Annotated in this window: 21 protein-coding genes; 16 read left to right on the top strand and 5 right to left on the bottom strand. The window is 70.6% G+C overall.

Features of this window, described 5'->3' with window-relative positions; all coding sequences use genetic code 11:
• Positions 1–63 precede the first annotated feature (63 nt).
• From ABIE38_RS14885 to ABIE38_RS14840, 10 genes are all read left to right on the top strand, one after another.
• Positions 64–1,437 (top strand): glycosyltransferase family 4 protein, encoded by a 1,374-nt coding sequence (locus ABIE38_RS14885; protein ID WP_354057570.1) that lies wholly within the window; start codon positions 64–66, stop codon positions 1,435–1,437.
• Positions 1,431–2,150, top strand: coding sequence for a class I SAM-dependent methyltransferase (locus ABIE38_RS14880; protein WP_354057568.1), 720 nt, complete (start codon positions 1,431–1,433; stop codon positions 2,148–2,150). Before ABIE38_RS14885 ends, ABIE38_RS14880 begins: the two co-directional genes overlap by 7 nt.
• 6 nt (positions 2,151–2,156) lie before the next feature.
• Positions 2,157–3,290 (top strand): prenyltransferase/squalene oxidase repeat-containing protein, encoded by a 1,134-nt coding sequence (locus ABIE38_RS14875; protein WP_354057567.1) that lies wholly within the window; start codon positions 2,157–2,159, stop codon positions 3,288–3,290.
• A gap of 74 nt (positions 3,291–3,364) precedes the next feature.
• Complete coding sequence (locus tag ABIE38_RS14870; RefSeq protein WP_354057565.1) at positions 3,365–4,222, top strand: LLM class F420-dependent oxidoreductase; 858 nt, start codon at positions 3,365–3,367, stop codon at positions 4,220–4,222.
• Between the two features lie 141 nt (positions 4,223–4,363).
• Positions 4,364–5,263 (top strand): SDR family NAD(P)-dependent oxidoreductase, encoded by a 900-nt coding sequence (locus ABIE38_RS14865; RefSeq protein ID WP_354057563.1) that lies wholly within the window; start codon positions 4,364–4,366, stop codon positions 5,261–5,263.
• Complete coding sequence (locus ABIE38_RS14860; protein ID WP_502914791.1) at positions 5,260–6,285, top strand: pirin family protein; 1,026 nt, start codon at positions 5,260–5,262, stop codon at positions 6,283–6,285. Before ABIE38_RS14865 ends, ABIE38_RS14860 begins: the two co-directional genes overlap by 4 nt.
• Positions 6,286–6,358: 73 nt before the next feature.
• The gene (locus ABIE38_RS14855) at positions 6,359–6,715 is read left to right on the top strand and encodes a GNAT family N-acetyltransferase (RefSeq protein WP_354057561.1); all 357 of its coding nucleotides are present in this window, start codon (positions 6,359–6,361) and stop codon (positions 6,713–6,715) included.
• Position 6,716: 1 nt separating this feature from the next.
• A complete protein-coding gene (locus ABIE38_RS14850; RefSeq protein ID WP_354057560.1) occupies positions 6,717–7,172 on the top strand; it encodes a carboxymuconolactone decarboxylase family protein in 456 nt (151 codons plus the stop codon).
• 72 nt (positions 7,173–7,244) lie between these two features.
• The gene (locus ABIE38_RS14845) at positions 7,245–8,642 is read left to right on the top strand and encodes a sigma 54-interacting transcriptional regulator (RefSeq protein WP_354057558.1); all 1,398 of its coding nucleotides are present in this window, start codon (positions 7,245–7,247) and stop codon (positions 8,640–8,642) included.
• Positions 8,643–8,725: 83 nt separating this feature from the next.
• Complete coding sequence (locus ABIE38_RS14840) at positions 8,726–10,747, top strand: vWA domain-containing protein (RefSeq protein ID WP_354057557.1); 2,022 nt, start codon at positions 8,726–8,728, stop codon at positions 10,745–10,747.
• A gap of 6 nt (positions 10,748–10,753) precedes the next feature.
• On the opposite strand, the gene ABIE38_RS14835 is transcribed toward ABIE38_RS14840, so the two are convergent.
• The 5 genes from ABIE38_RS14835 to ABIE38_RS14815 form a co-directional block, all read right to left on the bottom strand.
• Positions 10,754–11,413 (bottom strand): class I SAM-dependent methyltransferase, encoded by a 660-nt coding sequence (locus ABIE38_RS14835; RefSeq protein ID WP_182643821.1) that lies wholly within the window; start codon positions 11,411–11,413, stop codon positions 10,754–10,756.
• Between the two features lie 43 nt (positions 11,414–11,456).
• The gene (locus ABIE38_RS14830) at positions 11,457–11,873 is read right to left on the bottom strand and encodes a carboxymuconolactone decarboxylase family protein (protein WP_354057555.1); all 417 of its coding nucleotides are present in this window, start codon (positions 11,871–11,873) and stop codon (positions 11,457–11,459) included.
• Positions 11,870–12,787 carry an NAD(P)-dependent oxidoreductase gene (locus ABIE38_RS14825; protein ID WP_502914795.1) on the bottom strand — a complete coding sequence of 306 codons (918 nt, stop codon included), beginning with the start codon at positions 12,785–12,787 and terminating at the stop codon, positions 11,870–11,872. Before ABIE38_RS14825 ends, ABIE38_RS14830 begins: the two co-directional genes overlap by 4 nt.
• A gap of 107 nt (positions 12,788–12,894) precedes the next feature.
• On the bottom strand, positions 12,895–13,647 hold the full coding sequence (locus ABIE38_RS14820; RefSeq protein WP_354057553.1) for an SDR family oxidoreductase: 753 nt from the start codon (positions 13,645–13,647) through the stop codon (positions 12,895–12,897).
• Between the two features lie 45 nt (positions 13,648–13,692).
• Positions 13,693–15,168, bottom strand: coding sequence for an aldehyde dehydrogenase (locus tag ABIE38_RS14815; RefSeq protein ID WP_354057551.1), 1,476 nt, complete (start codon positions 15,166–15,168; stop codon positions 13,693–13,695).
• Positions 15,169–15,242: 74 nt separating this feature from the next.
• On the opposite strand from ABIE38_RS14815, the gene ABIE38_RS14810 reads away from it, so the two are divergent.
• The 6 genes from ABIE38_RS14810 to ABIE38_RS14785 all read left to right on the top strand — a co-directional run bounded on the left by ABIE38_RS14810 (position 15,243) and on the right by ABIE38_RS14785 (position 20,037).
• The gene (locus ABIE38_RS14810; protein WP_179525951.1) at positions 15,243–15,815 is read left to right on the top strand and encodes a TetR/AcrR family transcriptional regulator; all 573 of its coding nucleotides are present in this window, start codon (positions 15,243–15,245) and stop codon (positions 15,813–15,815) included.
• 8 nt (positions 15,816–15,823) lie between these two features.
• Entirely contained in the window at positions 15,824–17,038 is a 1,215-nt protein-coding gene (locus tag ABIE38_RS14805; RefSeq protein WP_354057549.1) for a cytochrome P450, read from the top strand.
• The gene (locus ABIE38_RS14800; protein WP_354057547.1) at positions 17,038–17,832 is read left to right on the top strand and encodes an SDR family oxidoreductase; all 795 of its coding nucleotides are present in this window, start codon (positions 17,038–17,040) and stop codon (positions 17,830–17,832) included. The genes ABIE38_RS14805 and ABIE38_RS14800 overlap by 1 nt, the downstream gene beginning before the upstream one ends.
• Positions 17,833–17,924: 92 nt before the next feature.
• Positions 17,925–19,226, top strand: a complete 1,302-nt coding sequence (locus ABIE38_RS14795; protein WP_354057804.1) for a cytochrome P450 — start codon at positions 17,925–17,927, stop codon at positions 19,224–19,226.
• Positions 19,223–19,456, top strand: coding sequence for a ferredoxin (locus tag ABIE38_RS14790; RefSeq protein WP_502914790.1), 234 nt, complete (start codon positions 19,223–19,225; stop codon positions 19,454–19,456). The genes ABIE38_RS14795 and ABIE38_RS14790 overlap by 4 nt, the downstream gene beginning before the upstream one ends.
• Positions 19,457–19,461: 5 nt before the next feature.
• Complete coding sequence (locus ABIE38_RS14785; RefSeq protein WP_354057545.1) at positions 19,462–20,037, top strand: Cif family virulence factor; 576 nt, start codon at positions 19,462–19,464, stop codon at positions 20,035–20,037.

Genomic DNA, 20,037 nt, shown 5'->3' with positions numbered 1-20,037 from the left:
TTGAGCCGCCGCGGTCCTCGCGGGCGGTCCGGGGCCGGATGACCGGAAGGGGGCGATCGAGAAGTGCGGATCGCACTGCTCTCGTACAGGAGCAAGCCACACGGCGGCGGGCAGGGCGTCTACGTCCGGCACCTGAGCCGCGAGCTGGCCGCACTGGGCCACACCGTCGAGGTGTTCTCCGGTCAGCCCTACCCGGAGCTCGACCCGGGGCCCACGCTCACCAGGGTGCCGAGCCTGGACCTGTACAACGACGCCGACCCGTTCCGCACGCCGCACTCGCGTGAGATCCGAGACAGGATCGACCTCCTCGAGGTGGCCACCATGTGGACCGCCGGCTTCCCGGAACCGCGAACCTTCAGCCTGCGCGCGGCGCGCGCGCTCACGCCGCGGTTGGCCGACTTCGACGTGGTGCACGACAACCAGTGCCTCGGCAGCGGCCTGCTGACGCTCGAGGAGGCCGGTTTCCCGGTGGTCGCCACGGTGCACCACCCGATCACCCGGGACCGGGACCTCGCCATGAAAGAGGCCCCGCTGCGCAAGAAGCTCACGACCTGGCGCTGGTTCGGGTTCCTGGGCATGCAGATCCGGGTGTCCCGGAAGCTCGAGGAGATCATCACGGTCTCCAGCAACTCGGCCGAGGACATCGCCTCCGACTTCGGGGTGGACCCGGACCGGATCGTGACGATCCCGCTCGGTGTGGACACCGACCGCTTCCACGACCGCCGCGACCGCGAGCCCGGACGCCTGGTCTGCGTGGCCAGCGCCGACCAGCCGCTCAAGGGCGTCCCCATCCTGTTGCGGGCGCTGGCGAAGGTCCGCGAGGAGCACCCCGGGGTGCGGCTCACGCTGATCTCCAAGCTCAAGCGCAAGGGGGAGGCCTCCAGACTGTTGGACTCCCTCGGACTGCGCGACGCGGTGGACCTGGTGTCCGGGGTCGACGACGACGAGTTGGCCGAGCTCGTGGGCACCGCCGAGATCTCGGTCGTACCGAGCATGTACGAGGGCTTCTCGCTCCCCGCGGTCGAGGCCATGTCCAGCGGGTGCGCGGTGGTGGCCAGCCGCGCGGGTGCGCTGCCGGAGGTCGTGGGAACCGATGACTCGGCCGCGCGACTGGTCGAACCCGGTGACGTCGACGAGCTCGCCCGCCAGATCAGCGCGCTGCTGTCCGATCCGCTCGAGCGTCGACGCCTGTCGCAGGGTGGGCGGGAGCGGGTGATGGAGCGCTACAGCTGGGCGGCCGTGGCCAGGAGGACCGTCGAGGTCTACGAGACGGCGATCGCCAGGGTCCGGGGCGAGACGCTCCCGGATCTGACCGTCGGTCCGGTCATCGGGCCGGATCAGACAGAGATAGACGAGCACGTCACCGACGACGTGCCCGAGGTGCTCCCGGGTTCCGGGGAGTACGACATCCGTGAGCAGGAGGACGCCGCATGCTGACCGCCGATTTCGCCCGTCTCGGGGTCACTCCCGGCATGCGAGCCATCGACGTGGGAGCCGGCCTCGGCCGGCACACCTTCGAGCTCTACCGCCGCGGGGCCGACGTCACCGCCTTCGACCAGAACGCCGACGAGATGCGGCAGGTGACCGAGATGCTCGCCGCGATGGAGGCCGAGGGCGAGGGGCTGCCGGAGTCCAAGGGCGAGGCGGTGACCGGAGACGCGCTCGACATGCCCTACGAGGACGGCACATTCGATCTGGTGCTCATCTCGGAGGTGCTCGAGCACGTCCCGGAGGACACCAAGGCGATCGCCGAGCTGGTACGGATCCTCAAGCCGGGCGGGGTCGCCGCGGTGACCGTGCCGCGTGAGTGGCCGGAGAAACTGTGCTGGAAGCTCTCGGACGCCTACCACTCCAACCCGGGCGGCCACTGCCGCATCTACACCGCAGAGGAGCTGGGCTTCAAGCTCCGCGCCGCCGGCCTGGAGGTCACCGGCACCGGGTTCGCGCACGCGCTGCACGCCCCCTACTGGTGGCTCAAGTGCGCCGTGGGTACGGAGAACGACGACCATCCGCTGCCCAAGGCCTATCACAAGCTCCTGGTGTGGGACCTGATGAAGGGCCCCTGGGTCACCCGGACCGCCGAGAAGCTGCTCAACCCGGTGATGGGCAAGTCCATCGTGTTCTACCTACGCAAGCCCGCGGAGGCCTGATCGTCCGTGCTCACCACGAACTCCGGAGTAGACCGGTCCCGTCCCGTCCCCAGCGTCCCGGGGGTCCTCGACGCCGACGCGGTGCGGGCCACCGGCGAGTGGATCGCCTCCGTGCAACGTCCGAACGGTGAGATCCCGTGGTTCACGGGCGGGCACACCGACCCGTGGGATCACGTGGAGTCGGCCATGGGCCTGTCGGTGGCCGGCCAGTGGGAGGCCGCCGAGAAGGCGTACGGGTTCCTGCGCGACACCCAGCGCGGCGACGGCTCCTGGCCGGTGCGGTGGCAGGACGGCGTGATCGTGGACGCGGACATCGACTCCAACTTCTGCGCCTACATCGCGGTCGGGGTGTGGCACCACCATCTCGTCACCGCCCGGCCGGGGTTCCTGGAGTCCATGTGGCCGACCGTGCGCAGGGCGCTCGACCTGGTGCTGACCTTCCAGGGCCCGGACGGTCAGATGTGGTGGGGTGCCGGAGAGGAGGGCTTCTGCGAGGAGGCCCTCATCACCGGCTCCTCGAGCATCCACCACGCCCTGCGGTGTGGCGTGGCGATCGCCGAGGAGCTCGGGGGGACGGCCCCGGACTGGGATGCCGCCGCCGACTCCCTCGGGCACGCCCTGCGGGCGCACCCCGAGTTGTTCACGCCCAAGACTGAGTTCTCCATGGACTGGTACTACCCGGTCCTCGGTGGGGTGATGGTGGGGGATCAGGCCCAGGACAGGCTGGACTCCCTCTGGGACCGGTTCGTCGTCGACGGACTGGGGATCCGGTGTGTGGACCACCGCCCGTGGGTCACGGGTGCCGAGACGTGCGAACTCGTGCTCGCGCTCGAGGCGGCCGGGCGGCACGAGCAGGCGCTCCAACAGTTCACCAACATGCAGCACCTGCGGGACACCGACGGCTCCTACTGGACCGGACTGGTCTTCGCCGACGGCAAGCGCTGGCCGGTGGAGCTGAGCACGTGGACCGGGGCGGTCATGTTGCTCGCGGCAGACGCCCTGTCGCGGACCACGCCGGGCAACGAGATCTTCCGCTACGTCTCGGACCACACCATGCAGCGGTTGCACCCCGCAGCGGGCGATCCCGCGGACTGTGCCGCGGGCGAGGAGTGCCCGCCCATCCCGGCCGCCGTGCGCTAGTCTGTCGGGAACTGCCGCTGGACACCTGTCTGGTCAGGTGTCGGCCGGTGGCCCCGACCGCACGAGGAGCGCCCATGGAATTCGGACTCACCCTGTTCACCAGCGATCGGGGGATCCGGCCGACCTCGGCCGCCGTGGCCGCGGAGAACGCCGGGTTCTCGGCGTTCTACGTCCCCGAGCACACCCACATCCCGGTCCGGCGCGAGGCCGCGCACCCGGGGACCGGTGGGGCCGAGCTTCCCGACGAGCGCTACAGCCGGACGCTCGACCCCTGGGTGGCGCTCGCCGCGGTGTCCTCGGTCACCTCGACGATCCGCCTCGGCACGGCCGTCGCGATCCCGGTCGAGAGCGACCCGATCACCCTGGCCAAGACCATCGCCTCGGTCGACCACCTCTCCGGCGGCCGCACGGTGCTCGGGGTGGGGTACGGCTGGAACCTCGACGAGATGGCGGACCACAACGTCCCGCCCAAGCTGCGCCGCACCATGCTGCGCGAGTACCTCGAGGCCATGCGCGAACTGTGGAGCCGGGACGAGGCCGAGTACCACGGGCGGTTCGTGGACTTCGGTCCCAGCTGGGCCTGGCCCAAGACGGTCCAGCAGGGCGGACCCCGCACCCTCGTCGGCGCCGCGGGGAACGAGAAGAACTTCAAGTGGATCTGCCGCAGCGCCGACGGCTGGATGACCACCCCGATCTCCCAGGACATCGCGGGTAGCGTCCGGCAGTTGCGGGAGCTGTGGGCGGAGGCCGGCCGGGAGGGGGAGCCGTACATCGTGGTGCTCGACGGCAAACCGATCCCCGAGAAGATCGAGATGTACCGCGAGCTGGGGGTGCACGAGCTCGTCTACGGCACCCCGGACAAGTCCGAGGAGGAGGTGCTGGCCTACATCGACCGGCTGGCCGGCAAACTCGGGCTATCAGTCGGTACCTGACCGGCCAGGGTCCGATACACCGGTTCCCGGCGCCCACACCGGTCCCCGCGCTCGCACCGGCTCCCGCGCTTACATCGGTTCCCGCGCGTCCGGCACCGAAGCCCCTGCCGGCGGCCCCGCCGCGCCGGTACCGTCGGCGGTATGACCTCCGCCTCGGCCTCCGGCACCCCCGTCGTCGTCATCACCGGAGCCGGGGGCGGCCTCGGTGCCGCCACGGCCGCCCTCTACTCCGGCCGCGGGTGGCACGTGGTCGCCGCCGACCTCGACGCACCCCCGGGCGGTGCGGGGATCACACCCGTGGCGGTCGACGTGACCGACCCGCTGTCGCTCGAGGCGCTGGCCGGTCGGGTCCGCGCGGACCACGGCCGCCTGGACGCGGTGATCACCTTCGCAGGTGTACTGGGGATCGGGCCGCTCGCCGAGACCGACCCGGAGCGGGTCCAGCAGGTGCTCGACGTGAACGTCATGGGCACCGTCCGCACCGTGCACGCGATGTTCGACCTGCTCCGCGCGAGTGGCGGACGCGTGGTCCTCATCAGCTCGGAGACGGGCCCCCAGCACGGGATGCCCATGAACGGCGCCTACGCCATGAGCAAGCACGCGATCGAGGCCTACGGGGACTCCCTCCGGCGCGAACTCATGTTCCTCGGCCTCGACGTGGTGCTCATCCAACCGGGCCCGTTCCGCACGGGGATGACCGCCTCCATCCGACGCCGCTTCCAGGAGTCGACGCTCCCGGGCTCGCCCTTCGCCGCCATGGCCGCCGTGATGGGGGAGATGGCGGCGGGGGAGGACGACAAGGCCACCGATCCCCGGGTCCTGGCGGAGGCCGTCTGGACCGCCGGCACCACCGCCCGGCCCCGCCACCGCTACGCCGTGAAGTGGGACCTCGGCCGCAGGCTCCTGGACCACCTCCCCGTCCCGGTGGTGGACAGGGCGCTCACTCTGGCACTGGGCGGCAGGATCAACGCCAAGAGGCTCGAACTGCGGCGCGAGGCGGACGACACCCTCAGCGCCGCCGACGCGGAGGTGCGGCCGTGAGCAACCTCGACGCCCGTCCGGAGGAGATCGAATGCGAGGCGGGCGGATCGCCCGGTGGACCCGAACCCGGGGGCGCCGCGGTGGAGATCATCACCTCCCGTGACGTCCCGCTCGGCGGGCCGCGGGCGATGACGGTCAGGCGGACACTCCCGCAGCGGCAGCGCTCCCTGATCGGAGCCTGGTGCTTCGTCGACCACTACGGGCCCGACGACGTCTCGGCCACCGGCGGGATGGACGTGCCCTCGCATCCGCACACCGGGCTCCAGACCGTCAGCTGGCTCTTCGAGGGCAACGTGACCCACCACGACTCCGGTGACAACCACGCGGTGGTCCGCCCCGGCGAGGTCAACCTCATGACCTCCGGGGCGGGCATCTGCCACACCGAGGTGTCGACCCAGGACACGGGTGTGCTGCACGGGGTACAACTGTGGACGGCGCTCCCCGAGAGGGACCGCGAGAACACCGGCCGAGGGTTCGAGCACCATGTTCCCGAGGCGGTGGAGTACGAGGGCGGATCCGCCCTGGTCTTCATCGGGTCGCTGCTGGGTTCGTCGTCGTCGGTCACCACGTTCACCCCCCTGCTCGGCGCGGAACTCCGCCTGGACCCCGGCGCCCGGCTCACCCTCGACGTGGACCCGGAGTTCGAGCACGGGCTGCTGGTGGATGCCGGCGACATCACGCTCGAGGGCGTGACCGTCGAACCCGCCCAGCTGGGTTACACCGGTGTCGGCGAGACCACCCTGACCATCGTCAACACCGGATCCACTCCGGCGCGGATGATCCTCATCGGCGGTACCCCGTTCGGTGAGGAGATCGTGATGTGGTGGAACTTCATCGGCCGTAGTCACGACGAGATAGTGCGCTACCGACAGGAGTGGGAGGACGGGTCGGACCGCTTCGGCCGGGTCGACGGATACATCGGGAGGAACCCCGACGGACTGATCCGCCTCCCGGCGCCCACCCTGCCCGGCAGCGTGCTCACTCCGCGGGCCAACCCGGCCGCGAGGGCACGGACCGACTGACACGGACCTTCTGGCACAGACCGACCGGCACGGGCCGATCGGCCGGGAACAGACCGACTGAGGGGAAGAGCAGATGGCCGAGTACACCGACAAGACCGGCACCACCGTCACCGTGCGACGGGTTCCTGACAGGGAGGCGTTCGAGATCCGCGACTCCGCGGGCGAGGTGGCCGGTCGCGCCGACTTCCGGGATCGCGACGGGGTGCGGGTCTTCCACCACACGGAGGTCGACGAGCGGTTCGGCGGGCGCGGCTTCGGCAGCGCGCTGGTGCGCGGAGCTGTCGAGGCCACCCGCGCGGAGGGCGTGACGATCGTACCGGTGTGCCCCATGGTCAAGGGCTTTCTGGACAAATCGGGCGAGGAGTTCGCGGGCGCCTATCGGCTGCCGACGCCCGACGACCTCGCCTGGCTGCGCGATGGGAACACCTGACATGGGTGTCCCGCAACTGGACCGCGCCCAGCGTGAGGTCTACAAACAACTCGTCCGCACCGCGGTCGCCTCCCGGGAGGCGTCCACCGAGGCGGGCCTGGGTGAGGCGCTGCTCGAGCTGGTCAACATCCGTGTCTCCCAGCTCAACGGGTGCGCGGCCTGCCTGGCCACACACGTGCCGGCCGCGCGGAAGGCAGGGGTCTCGCACGAGCGCCTGGACCTGCTTCCGGCGTGGCGGGACATCGACGAGTTCGGCGATACCGAACGGGCCGCTCTCCGCCTGGCGGAGACGCTCACGCGCCTGGACAGCGTCGATGAGCGCCGGGCGGCCACCACCGCCGCCGCCGAGCACTTCGAAGAGGACCAGCTCTCCGCGCTCGAATGGTCGATCGTGTTGATCAACGCCTTCAACCGGGTCTCGATCGCCAGCGACCACCGGGTCCGCATCGAGGACTGATCCCGGGGCCCGGGCGGGGTGCCGGGTCCGCGCCGGCAGCACGGGAGCCGCATCGGGACTACCGTGGGCGCTGTGAGCGAGAAGCCGGACGTCCAGACCCTCGGCGAACTGCGCGCCGCGGGGTACACCAGCCGCAGCCTGCGGGAGGAGATGCGCGAGAACCTCCTCGCGGGCCTGGCCGCGGGCCGCGATCCTTGGCCGGGGATGCACGGATTCGACTCCACGGTCATCCCGCAACTGGAGCGGGCGATCATCGCGGGCCACGACATCGTCCTTCTGGGTGAGCGGGGACAGGGAAAGACCCGCCTGCTGCGCACCCTGGTGGGTCTGCTCGACGAGTGGTCGCCCGTCGTCGCGGGATCCGAGCTCGGTGAGGACCCGCTCGCGCCTATCACCACGGAGACGAGGGACCGGATCACCCGGGAGGGGGACTCCCTGCCCATCGGCTGGCGGCACCGGACCGAGCGGTACGTCGAGAAGCTCTCCACCCCGGACACCTCCGTGGCGGACATGATCGGCGACGTCGACCCGATGCGGGTGGCGGAGGGACGGCGCCTCGGCGACCCGGAGACCATCCACTACGGCCTGGTGCCCCGCGCCAACCGCGGCATCGTGGCGCTCAACGAACTCCCCGACCTGGCGGAGCGCATCCAGGTGGCTTTGCTCAACGTCATGGAGGAGCGGGACGTCCAGATCCGGGGTTACGTGCTCCGGTTGCCCCTCGACGTGTTGGTGGTGGCCTCGGCCAACCCGGAGGACTACACCAACCGCGGCCGGATCATCACCCCCCTCAAGGACCGTTTCGGCGCCGAGATCCGCACGCACTACCCGTTGGACCTGGCCGACGAGATCGAGGTCGTGCGGCAGGAGGCGGACCTCACGGCGGAGGTCCCGGACGCCCTGATGGAACTGCTCGCCCGGTTCACCCGCGAACTGCGGACATCGGACTCGGTCAACCAGGCCTCCGGCGTGTCCGCGCGCTTCGCGATAGCGGGCGCCGAGACCGTCGCCGCGGCGGCCAGGCGGCGCGCCGCGGTCCGCAGGACCGACGACCCGGGCGAGGCGGTGGCGAGGCTGGTCGACGTCGACGCCGCCGTGGACGTCCTGCGCGGGAAGATCGAGTTCGAGCCGGGGGAGGAGGGACGCGAGCCGGAGATCCTCCGCTATCTCCTGCGCAGTGCCACCGTCGACGTGGTGCGCGAGATGTTCCGCGGGCTCGACCTCGCCCCGCTCGTGGAGGCGTTCGACGGCTCGGTGACCCTGACGACCGGCGCCAGCGTCACCGCTGCGGAGTTCCTCGACGCCCTGCCCGAGCTCTCCGAGCCGGGCCTGTACGACCAGATCGCCGAACGCGTGGGCGCCACGACGGTGGGGCAACGGGCCGGGGCGATCGAGTTCGCGCTGGAGGGGCTGTACCTCTCGCGGCGACTGTCCAAGGAGACCGGGGACGGCGCCGCCGTCTACGGCTGACACACCGCGGTGGCCGTACCCGCCGACCCGGTCGATGAGGTCGTCGGTGGTGGCCGGGAAGCCGCCGGAGCAGGAGGTACGCGATGTCGCGAGAAGAACCCCGCGCGCGATACGGCCGATACGTCGGCGGCCCCGACCCCCTCGCACCCCCTCTCGACCTGTCCGAGGCGCTCGACGCGGTGTCCGACGGGGTGATGTCCGGGTACTCGCCCGAGCAGTCGATGCGCGAGTTCCTGCGCCGGGGCGGACGAGATCAGACCGGTCTCGACGATCTGGCCGGCAGGGTGCAGCGTCGGCGCCGTGAACTGCTCGAGCGCGGTCACCTGGGCGGGACCCTGGAGGAGGTGTCCGAGCTCCTCGACAAGGCCCTGTTGGCCGAACGCGGGCAGCTCGCCCGGGACACGCAGATGGACCCGATGGATCGCACCCTGCGCGAGATGACGATCGAGAACCTCCCGGACTCCCCGGCCGCGGCGGTCGGCGAGCTGGCCGACTACGACTGGGCCTCCACCGATGCCCGCGAGGCCTACCGTCGGATCCAGGACCTCCTCGGGGCGGAGGCACTCGAGTCGCGGTTCGCCGGAATGAAACAGGCTCTCGAGAACGCGACCGATGACGACCGCGCGGCGGTGTCGGAGATGCTCGCCGACCTCACTGAACTGCTCGACAAGCACGCCCGCGGGCAGGACACCCCCGAGGACTTCGAGCGTTTCATGGACAAGCACTCCGACTCCTTCCCGGAGCAGCCCGCCGACATCGACGAGCTCATCGACGTCCTGGCCAGGCGCGCGGCGGCCGCACAACGCATGATGCGGTCGATGACAGCGGAGCAGCGGGAGGAGCTGATGGCGCTCTCGCAGCAGGCGTTCGGTTCGCCGGAACTCATGGAGCAGCTCGGGCGCCTCGACGGACTCCTGCAGGCGCTCCGGCCCGGCGAGGACTGGGATGGCGCCGCGGACTTCGACGGCGAGGAGGGTCTGGGCTTCTCCGAGGGCGCGGCGGCCATGGCCGAACTCGGTGACCTGGACCGTCTCGCCGAGCAGCTGGCGCGGGGCAGTGAGGGCTCGCCCCTGTCCGAACTGGACCTCGAGGCCGTGGCCCGTCACCTCGGCGGCGAGGCCGCCGTCTCCCTGCGCACCCTTGCACGGCTCGAGCAGTCCATGCGCGAGTCGGGGTACCTGAGCAGGCGCCCCGACGGCGACCTGAGGCTGTCCCCGGCCGCGCTGCGCAAGCTCGGCGGATCCCTCCTGCGCGACGCCGCCCGCCGACTCTCGGGCCGCACCGGCGCCCGCGAGACACGCATGTCGGGGGCGGCGGGAGACCAGACGGGGGCGAGCCGCGGATGGCAGTTCGGTGACGTCGAGTCGTGGGACGTGCCGCGGACCGTCACCAACGCCATCTCCCGCGTCGCGGCCGAGGGCGGGGACCCGGGCGACGGGATCCGCTTGCTCCCGGACGACATCGAGGTCCGGGAGACGGAGTCGCGTACCCAGGCCGCCGTCGCACTGTTGGTCGACACGTCGTTCTCCATGGCCATGGAGGGTCGTTGGGTTCCGATGAAGCGCACCGCACTGGCGCTGCACCACCTGGTGAGCACGCGGTTCCGGCAGGACACGCTGCAGCTCATCTCGTTCGGCCGCTTCGCCCAGACCCGCACGGTGGAGGAACTGCTGTCCCTCGACGCCGAGTACGAGATGGGGACCAACCTGCACCACGCCCTGCTGCTGGCCGGCCGTTTCTTCCGGAAGCATCCGTCGATGCAGCCGGTCCTGCTCATCGTCACCGACGGTGAACCCACGGCACACCTGTTGGGGAGCGGGGACCCGTGGTTCGGGTACCCGCCCGCGCCGGAGACCATCCGCACGACCGTCGACGAACTGGACCGCGTGGCGAGACTCGGCGCCCAGACCACGTTCTTCCGGCTCGGCGACGACCCCGGGCTCGGGCGGTTCCTCGACGCGCTTGCCCGCCGGGTCGGCGGCACCGTCGTGGCCCCGGAGGTCGACGACCTCGGCGCGGCCGTGGTCGGGAGGTTCCTCCACACGCGCCGCGGCCGCCCGGGCTCCGGCGATGCGTGGAGCGCCGGCGGCCGGTGGGCGGTCTGACGGGTCCTACGGCATGGGGGCGCCGACCTCGCCGGAGTCGCGGCGCAGGACGCGCAGCGAGTCCACCGCGCGGACCTCGGTGAACTGGCCGGACTCCAGGGCGCGGCAGTAGATCTCGTACGGCGGGCGCCCACCGTCCTCGGGGTTCGGGAACACGTCGTGGATCAACAGCGCGCCGCCGACCGCGACCCACGGGGCCCACCCCTCGTAGTCGGCCTGCGCCGCCTCGGAGGAGTGGCCGCCGTCGATGAACACGAACGAGGCCGGCCTGCCCCAGACCCGGGCGACCTGGCGCGAGGTGCCCACCGCGGCCGTCACCACGTCATCGAGCTTCGCGTCCCACATCGTGTGCCGGAACGCCACGAGGGTCTCCAGGCGGCCGGTGTGCGGGTCGACCAGTGTCGTGTCGTGGTACTCCCACCCGGGCTGGTGCTCCTCGGACCCACGGTGGTGGTCGACGGTGACGATGCTGCCCCCGGTCACCCGCGCGGCCGCGCCGAGGAAGACGGTGGACCGGCCGCAGTAGGTGCCGATCTCGACCCCCACGCCGTCGCCCAGGTACTCACAGGCGATCTCGTAGAGGGTGCGGCCCTCGTCCAGCGGCATGAAGCCGGGGGCGGAGAGCGCCACGTCGAGCAGCGCCTGGTCGATCTCGGGAGCGGTCATGGCACAAACCTATCGCCCGTCACTCCGCTCCCGACCCCCGCCCTCAGCCCTCGCTCCCGGTCTCGGCCCCAGCCCGCCGTGCGGCCTCACGGGCGCGTGCGACGTGCGGGCCCACCACGTTGCCCAGCTTGGTGCCGCCCGGCCAACCCACGTAGTAGCAGAGGAACAGCACGATCTCCTCCAGTTCCTCGGGCGTGAGCTCGCCGTTGCCCAGTGCGGCACCCACCTGGATGTCGGCGATGTCCGTGTTCCCCTGTGCGGTCAGCGCGCCCAGCAAGAGCAGGCGGCGGTCGCGGTGGCTCAGGCCCGGACGGGACCACACGCGCCCGAACAGGTGGTCCGCGGTCTCGGCGAAGTAATCGCCGGGGCCGTCGGACATCTCGAAGCCGTAGACCTCGGTCATCATGGCCAACCCGCGTTCGCGCTCCGGGGACATGCCGGACCCTGCCGTGTCGCTCATCGTGCTCCCTCGTCGTCGTCGTCGCCGTTGTTGATGTCGCCGTTGTCGTTGCTGTCGTCGTCGTGCCCGTCGCCCGCGGCCGTGGCGCGGCGGGCGATCTCGCCCGGCCCGACCCCGAACCCGGCACCCAGGTCGCGCAGCGCGATCGACCCGAGCGGCAGGTCCACCTGCAACCGCTCGCCCAGGGACAGGGCCAGCGAGAGGTCCTTCTCGCCCAGGCCTCGGACGTGGGTGAACACGCCGTGCCAGAAGTCGTCGGTGGCGATCGGCGCGGTGGTCTCGCGCAGCATGACCGCCCCGGCACCACCGGTGATGGCGTCGGTGTGCCGGACCACGCGACCGAGCTTGGCGATGTCGATGCCCGCCGCCTCCGCCAGCCGGGAGGCCTCGGCGGCGGCGGTGAAGGAGATGAAGTGCAGCAGGTTGCGGGCGAGCTTCATCCGGGTGCCCGCGCCCACCTCACCGGCGTGGACCGGCATGGCGGCCCACAGGGCGAACGGGGGCTTGCAGGCCTCGTAGACCTCGCGGGGTCCGCCCACCATCACCGCGAGTTCGCCCTTCTCGGCGCCCGGTGCGCCCCCCGAGACCGGCGCGTCCACCAGATGCACCCCGTGGGTGGCGCACACCTCCGCGAGCTCTACGGCCGTGGAGTCGGAGATGGTGGAGTGGACCGCGACCACCGTCCCCGGCGCCGCGGTGCGCAGGATTCCGTCGGGACCCTCGACGACGTCCCGGACCTGGGCGTCGTCGAGAACCGTCACCGAGATTAGTCGTGCGGTCCGGGCCACCTCGGCCGGCGTCGTGGCGGCGGTGGCGCCCTCGGAGACGAACGGTTCGGCGGCCTCGGGACGGACGTCGCAGACCACCAGTCCGCCGGGCCACGACAGCAGCCGTCGGGCGATGGGCGCTCCCATGTTCCCCAGCCCGATGAACCCGACGGGCGCGGGGGAGTGCTCCGGAGACCCCGGGCCGATGGGTGGGGCTCCCGCGTCCTGTCCCGCGCTGCCGGCCGGATGCCCGCTCACGATCTGATGACCTGTCCGCCGTCGACGTTGAAGATCTGGCCGGTGATCCACGACGCCTCGTCCGAGAGAAGGAACAGCAGCATGCCCACGAGGTCCCGGGGCTGGCCCATGCGCTTGAGGGGGAGCTTGTCGACCATGTCCTTGACGATGGACTGCGGGGTGGTGGTGCGGTTGGCCTCGGTGTCGATCGGGCCGGGTGCGATCGCGTTGATGCGGATGTTGGACCCGCCCAGCTCGGTGGCCAGCTGTTGTGTGAGGCCGTTGACGCCAACCTTGGCCAGGCCGTAGAAGCCCGAGTAGAGCCACGCCGCGGTGGAGGACTGGTTGACGATCGCACCGCCACCGGCGGCGGCCATCTTCTCCCAGCAGGCGCGCACCATCAGCAGTTGGCCGTTCAGGTTCACCGACATGAACTTCTCGTAGTACTCCCAGGGCACGGTGATGAGGAAGTCGAGCTTCATGCCGCCGAAGATCGCGGCGTTGTTGACCAGCATGTCCAGCCGGCCGTACTTCTCCACGGCCGCCTCGGCGCACGCACCGGCCGAAGCCGGGTCCGAGACGTCGGTGTGCTGAAAGAAGGCCTCGCCGCCGGCGGCGACGATCTCCGCCGCCACGCGTTCGCCCTCGGGGTCCGAGACGTCGGCCACCACGACCTTCGCGCCCTCGGCGGCGAGAGCCTTGGCGTACTCCTCGCCGATTCCGCCGGCCGCGCCGGTCACGATCACGGACTTGCCGTCAAAACGTCCCATGTCTGTCTCTCTGCTTCCTGGATAAGGCGTGATGTGGGTGATGGGTCAGGCCGGGGTGGCCACGGACTTGGTCTCGAGGTACTCCTCGAAGCCCTGGCGGCCCATCTCGCGGCCGATGCCGGACTGCTTGTAGCCGCCGAAGGGCACGTCGGCGCCGTACCAGACGCCGCCGTTCACCCCGAGCGTTCCGGTGCGGATGCCCGCCACGACCTTCTCGACGCGGTCGGGATCGGTGCCCCAGACGGCGCCGGAGAGGCCGTAGGGGGAGTCGTTGGCGATCCGGACCGCGTCGTCGTCGCCGTCGTGGGGGATGACGACGAGGACGGGCCCGAAGATCTCCTCCCGGGCCACCCGCGCGGTGTTGTCGAGTCCGGAGATCAGGGTGGGCTCCACCCAGAAGCCCCTGGCCTTGTCCTCGCCGGAGGGGCGCCCGCCGCCGATCTCGATGGTGCCGCCCTCCTCCAAGGCCAGTGCGATGTACCCCTCGACCCGCTCGCGCTGCAATTCGGAGATCAGCGGACCGCACAGGGTTCCGGGGTCGGTGGGGTCGCCCGGCGCGAAGGCCGCCATGGCGCCCTTGGCCGCCTCGACGGCCTCGTCATACTTCTCGCGGGGCACCACCAGTCGCGTGGTGAGGGCGCATCCCTGGCCGGCGTGGGTACAGGCGTTGAGGGCTGTCATGAAGCACGCGGCGCCCAGGTCGGCGTCGTCGAGCACCACCGCGGCGGACTTGCCGCCCAGCTCGAGGAAGACCTTCTTGAGCGTCTCCGCCGCGGCCACCATGATCTTCTTACCGGTGGCGGTGGATCCGGTGAACGAGACGAGGTCCACGCGCGGGTCGGTGGTCAGCTGGGCGCCCACCCCGTGGTCCGAGGACGAGACCACGTTGAGCACGCCCGCGGGGATGTCGGTCTCCTCGGCGGCGATCCGGGCCACGGCCGCCGCGATGAGCGGGGTGTCGGGTGCGGGCTTGAGCACCACGGTGCACCCCGCGGCCAGCGCGGGCCCGATCTTGGCCAGGTTGATCTGGTTGGGGAAGTTCCACGGGGTGATGGCGCCGACCACGCCGATCGCCTCCCGGCGCGCCGAGCGGTGGGAGCGCACCCCCATCACCTCGGACTCGCCCAGCTCTTCGACCCACTGATAGGCGTCGACGAGGTCGGCGAGCCAGCCCAGGTCGGCCACGGGACCCTCCAGCTGCGGACCGGTGGTGAACATGTGCGGGGCACCCACCTCGGAGATGGTGAGTGCGCGCAGCTCCTCGGTGTGGGACTGCAGGGCATCCCGGAGTTGCCGCAGACACGACGCGCGGAAGGCATGATCGGTGGACCACGTGGTGGTGTCGAACGCGGTCCGGGCGGCCTCGATGGCGGCGTCCATGTCCTCGGGGCGGGCGTCGGCGGCGCGTCCGATCAGTTCCTCCGTGGCGGGGTTGAGGACGTCGAACGTGCCGCCCCCGGAGGCCGGGCGCAGCTCGCCGCCGATGAGGAGCGGGGCGTCATAGGTGGTGCTCGTCGTCACGGGGGGCCTTCCGTCGGGTGCGGGTGGACAACTGTCTAGACGATAGTCCGGCGAGTGGTGTACTGTCCAGACACATGTCCAGTGACGTTCGATTCGAATCCACGCGAAGGCGCCTCAACGGCCAGCAGGCAGAGACCGTCGACCGCCTCACCAGCGCCGCGGTGGAGGTGTTGCGCGAGAAGGGTCCGGGCGGGCTCGCGGTCCGGGCCGTGGCCTCGAGGGCCGGCGTCGCCCCGGCCACCGCGTACACCTACTTCTCGTCCAAAGGCCACCTCATCGCCGAGGTGTTCTGGAGACGCCTGCGTGACCACGTCACCGAGGGCGCCGGGAGCGGCACCACGGTGGACAGGGTGGTGGCGGTCCTGCGGGACGTCGCGATGCTGGTCGCGGACGAGCCCGAGCTCTCCTCGGCGGTCACCGCCGCCCTGTTGGGCGACGACCCGGAGGTGTCGCACCTGAGGATCCGGATCGGTGCCGACATCCGTCGCCGTCTGACCGCCGCGCTGGGGGACGAGGCCGACGACGAGGTGATCGACGCCCTGGAGATGGTCTACGCGGGCGCGCTCGTCCGCGCGGGCATGGGCTACGGCTCCTACTCCGACATGGCGGACGCCATCGAGTCCGCCGCCCGACTCATCCTGAGGTGACCCGAGACATGACCACCGCGACCCCGGCCCCGCTCGTGTTCAGCCCGTACGACTACGCCGTCCACGAGGACCCGTACCCGTTCTACGCCCGGTTGCGGGCCGAGGCCCCCGTCTACCACAACCCGGATCTCGACTTCTGGGCGCTGAGCAAGCACTCCGACGTCCGTGAGGCCTTCCGTGCGCCCGACGTGTTCTCCAACGCGATGGGGGTCTCCCTTGACCCGGCGGCGTACGGACCGCACGCCTACAAGACGATGTCCTTCCTGGCGATGGACGACCCGCGGCACGCCCGGCTGCGCAAGCTCGTGAGCAAGGGTTTCACCTCCCGGCGGGTCGACGCGCTGTCCGAGGGGATCGAACGGATCTCACGGCAGTACTGGGACGAGTGCCTCGACAGGTCTCGTGACGGCGGCGAGTTCGACTTCGTCCAGGATTACGCGGGCAAGCTGCCGATGGACGTCATCTCCGACCTCATGGGGGTGCCGGAGTCGGATCGCGACGAGCTCCGCCGACTCGCCGACCTCGTCATGCACCGCGAGGAAGGAGGTGAGGACGTGCCCGAGGACTCGATGGTCGCCGCCCTCGACCTCATCACCTACTACCAGGGCATGGTCGCCGAACGGCGGAAGCAGCGGACCGAGGATCTCACCTCCGCGCTCATCGACGCCGAGATCGACGGGGAGAAGCTGGACGAGGACGAGATCCTGTCCTTCATCTTCCTCATGGTGGTGGCCGGCAACGAGACCACCACCAAGCTGCTCGCCAACGCGATGTTCTGGGGACACGAGTACCCCGACCAGTCGCAGCTGGTCATCGCCGACCCGGAGCGCGTGCCCGACTGGGTCGAGGAGACCCTGCGCTACGACACCTCCAGTCAGTTGGTCCTACGCACCACCACGCAGGAGGTCACGGTCCGCGACGTCACCATCCCCGCCGACCAGAAGGTGCTCCTGCTCATCGGCGCGGCCAACCGCGACGAGGAGGTGTTCGAGGACTCCGGCGCCTTTCTCCTGGGCCGGGACACCTCCGCGAGCCTGAGCTTCGGCCAGGGGCCGCACTTCTGCCTCGGCGCGCACCTCGCGCGACTCGAGGGGCGGATCGCGCTCGACCAGATCTCGCGGTCCGTCACGGGGTACGAGATCCTGCCCGGCGCCGAGCGCGTGCACTCCTCCAACGTTCGTGGCTTCGCCCGCCTGCCCATGCGCGTCGAGGTCAGACGCTGATGAGCCTGAGATTCCCACCGCAGCGGGACGCGGCCGACCGTCCCGCACTCGTCACGGGCGCCTCCTCCGGTATCGGTCGCGCCTCCGCGGAGGCGCTGGCCACACTCGGGCACCCGGTGGTCGTGGGGGCCCGCCGCGCCGACCGCCTCTACGACCTCGTGGCCCGGATCCGGGAGGCCGGGGGACAGGCCACAGCTCGACCGGTGGACGTGACCAGCGCGGACTCGGTCGCGCAGTTCGTGGCCGCCGCCGGGGAGGCCTACGGACCCCCCGAGGTCCTGGTCTCCAGCGCGGGCACCCTGAAGATGGCCCGCGTCTGGGAGATGGACCCGGACGACTTCGCCTCACAGATCGACATCCACCTGCTCGCCGTGCAGCGGCTGCTCCACGCGGTGGTCCCCGGGATGGTCGATCGTCGTCGGGGCGACGTGGTCCTGATCGGCTCCGACGTCGCCTACACCGCCCGGCCCCGCTCCGGCGCGTACGTCGCGGCCAAGGCCGGCCTGGAGACCATGGCCCACCAGGCCCGCAAGGAACTCGAGGGGACCGGGATCCGCCTCGGCGTGGTCCGTCCGGGTCCGGTGATGACCGAGATGGGCACCGAGTTCGACCCGGAGACCGCGGAGTCGGTCATCAACGACTGGGTCAGGCACGGTTTCGGTCGTCACCCGCGCATGTGCAAACCGGCCGACCTCGCCCGGGGGGTCGCCGCCATGGTGTCGATGCCCCGCGGCGCCCAGATCACCGAGCTGGAGATCCAGCCGGAGGCCCCCATCGAGGAGGACTACTCGTGACCAGTACAGACAGCTCCACCGACAACCCGACCGACCTGTGGACCCTCAAGGAGCCCCAGCGGGTCTCCGGCGGCGAGGGCGAGCTCGGCCACATGGACGAGCTCCGCACCGATCCCATCAGCCTGTTCTGGCGGGTCCGGCAGGAGTGCGGCGACCTCGGTGTCTTCAAGATCGTCGACCGGGACATCTGCCTGGCCTCTGGTGCAGCCGCCAACGAGGCCTTCTTCCGCGCCCCGGACGAGGCACTCGACCAGGCCGCCGCCTACCCGTTCATGACGCCGGTCTTCGGTGAGGGCGTCGTCTTTGACGCCAGCCCGGAGCGCCGCTCGGAGATGCTGCACAACACGGCGCTGCGCGGTGACCACATGCGTCAGCACGCCGTGACCATCCCCCGCGAGGTCCAGCGCATGGTGGCCGAGTGGGGCGAAGAGGGGGAGATCGACCTGCTCGAGTGGTTCTCCGAGCTCACCATCTACACGTCCTCGGCGTGCCTGATCGGGCCGAAGTTCCGCGAGCAGCTCGACTCGCGCTTCGCGCACCTCTACCACGACCTGGAGCAGGGCACCGACCCGCACGCCTACATCGACGCCTACGCAGACATCCCGGCCTTCCGCACGCGCGACGCGGCCCGTGCGGGGCTGGTCGAGCTGGTCTCCGGGATCATGGACGACCGGATCGCCAACCCGCCTGCGAGCAAGGAGGACCGCGATCTGCTCGACGTGCTGATCTCCGTCAAGGACGAGGACGGCACGGACAAGTTCAGCCCGGACGAGGTCACCGGAATCTTCATCTCCATGATGTTCGCCGGACACCACACCACCTCCGGGACCAGCGCGTGGATGCTCATCGAGTTGCTCAAGCACCCCGAGTACCTCGCGCAGGTGGTCGCCGAACTCGATGAGGTCTACTCCGACGGGGCCGAATACAGCTTCGGGGCGTTGCGCCAGATGCCGAAGGTCGAGAACGCCCTCAAAGAGACGCTGCGTCTGCACCCGCCGCTCATCATCCTCATGCGGGTGGCGCAGGAGGACGTGCAGATCGGTGACCACGTCGTCCGCGCCGGGCAGACCGTCGCGGCGTCCCCCGCGGTCTCCAACCGGCTGCCCGAGGACTTCCCGGACGCCGACTCCTTCGACCCGGAACGCTATGCCGAGCCGCGCCAGGAGGACATCGTCAACCGGTGGACCTGGATCCCCTTCGGCGCCGGACGGCACCGCTGCGTGGGCGCGGCGTTCGCCCAGCTGCAGATCAAGGCCATCTTCTCGATTCTGCTGCGGGAGTTCGAGTTCGAGCTCGCGCAGCCGCCGGAGAGCTACCACAACGACCACTCCAAGATGGTCGTCCAGCTGGCCCAGCCGTGCACCGTCCGCTACCGGAGGAGGCAGCCCCGGTGAGCGGGCGGCAGCCGGTGCGGGTGGAGGTGGACTTCGACCTGTGCCAGGGGCACGCCGAGTGTCAGGCGGAGGCCCCCGACTGGTTCACGGTCGGCAAGGGCTCCGAGGCGAAGGTGCGTGCCAAGCGGGGCGGGGTCCCCGACGACCAGCTCGAGGCCGTCAAGGCCGCCGTCAAGTACTGCCCGACGCAGGCACTCCGCCTCGTCGAGAACCAGACCCACCAGGAGTGAGTGACGTGACCCGATACGACCGCGCCGAGATCGCCGAGTTCGTGCAGCGCTGGATCGAGGCCAACGCCGAGTGCGAGCGCAACAAGGACTGGACCCCGCTCGCCGACTTCTACGCCGAGGACGCCACCTACGGCTGGAACTACGGCACCAAGGACGATTTCATGGCCGTCGGCCGGGACGAGATCCGGGACATCGCGCTGGGGCAGGAGATGGCCGGGCTCGACGGCTGGGAGTACCCCTACATCCGGACCATCATCGACCCCGAGACCGGTGACGTCCTGTGTCTGTGGAAGCAGATCGCCCGCGACACCGTCGACCCGAAGACCGGGACGCCGTACGAGGTCCACGGTCTCGGAGGGTCGTGGTTCCTCTACAACGGCGACCAGCAGTGGAAGTGGCAGCGTGACTTCTTCGACTTCGGCAACGTGGTGGATCTGTTCATGCGCATGTACGAGGCCGACGCACTCACCGACTCGATGAAGGCCCGCTTCGAGGCGGGCGGGGACAAGCCGGCCGGGTGGTACCGCATCGAGGACAGTCCGGCCCCCTTGTGGCCGGTGTCCGCCCCGGACGAGGTCTGA

The organism is Dietzia sp. 2505, from assembly GCF_040546785.1.
Taxonomy (GTDB): domain Bacteria; phylum Actinomycetota; class Actinomycetes; order Mycobacteriales; family Mycobacteriaceae; genus Dietzia.
Note: the sequence above shows the minus strand (reverse complement) of the source record. Positions and strands in the feature narration are given on the sequence as shown.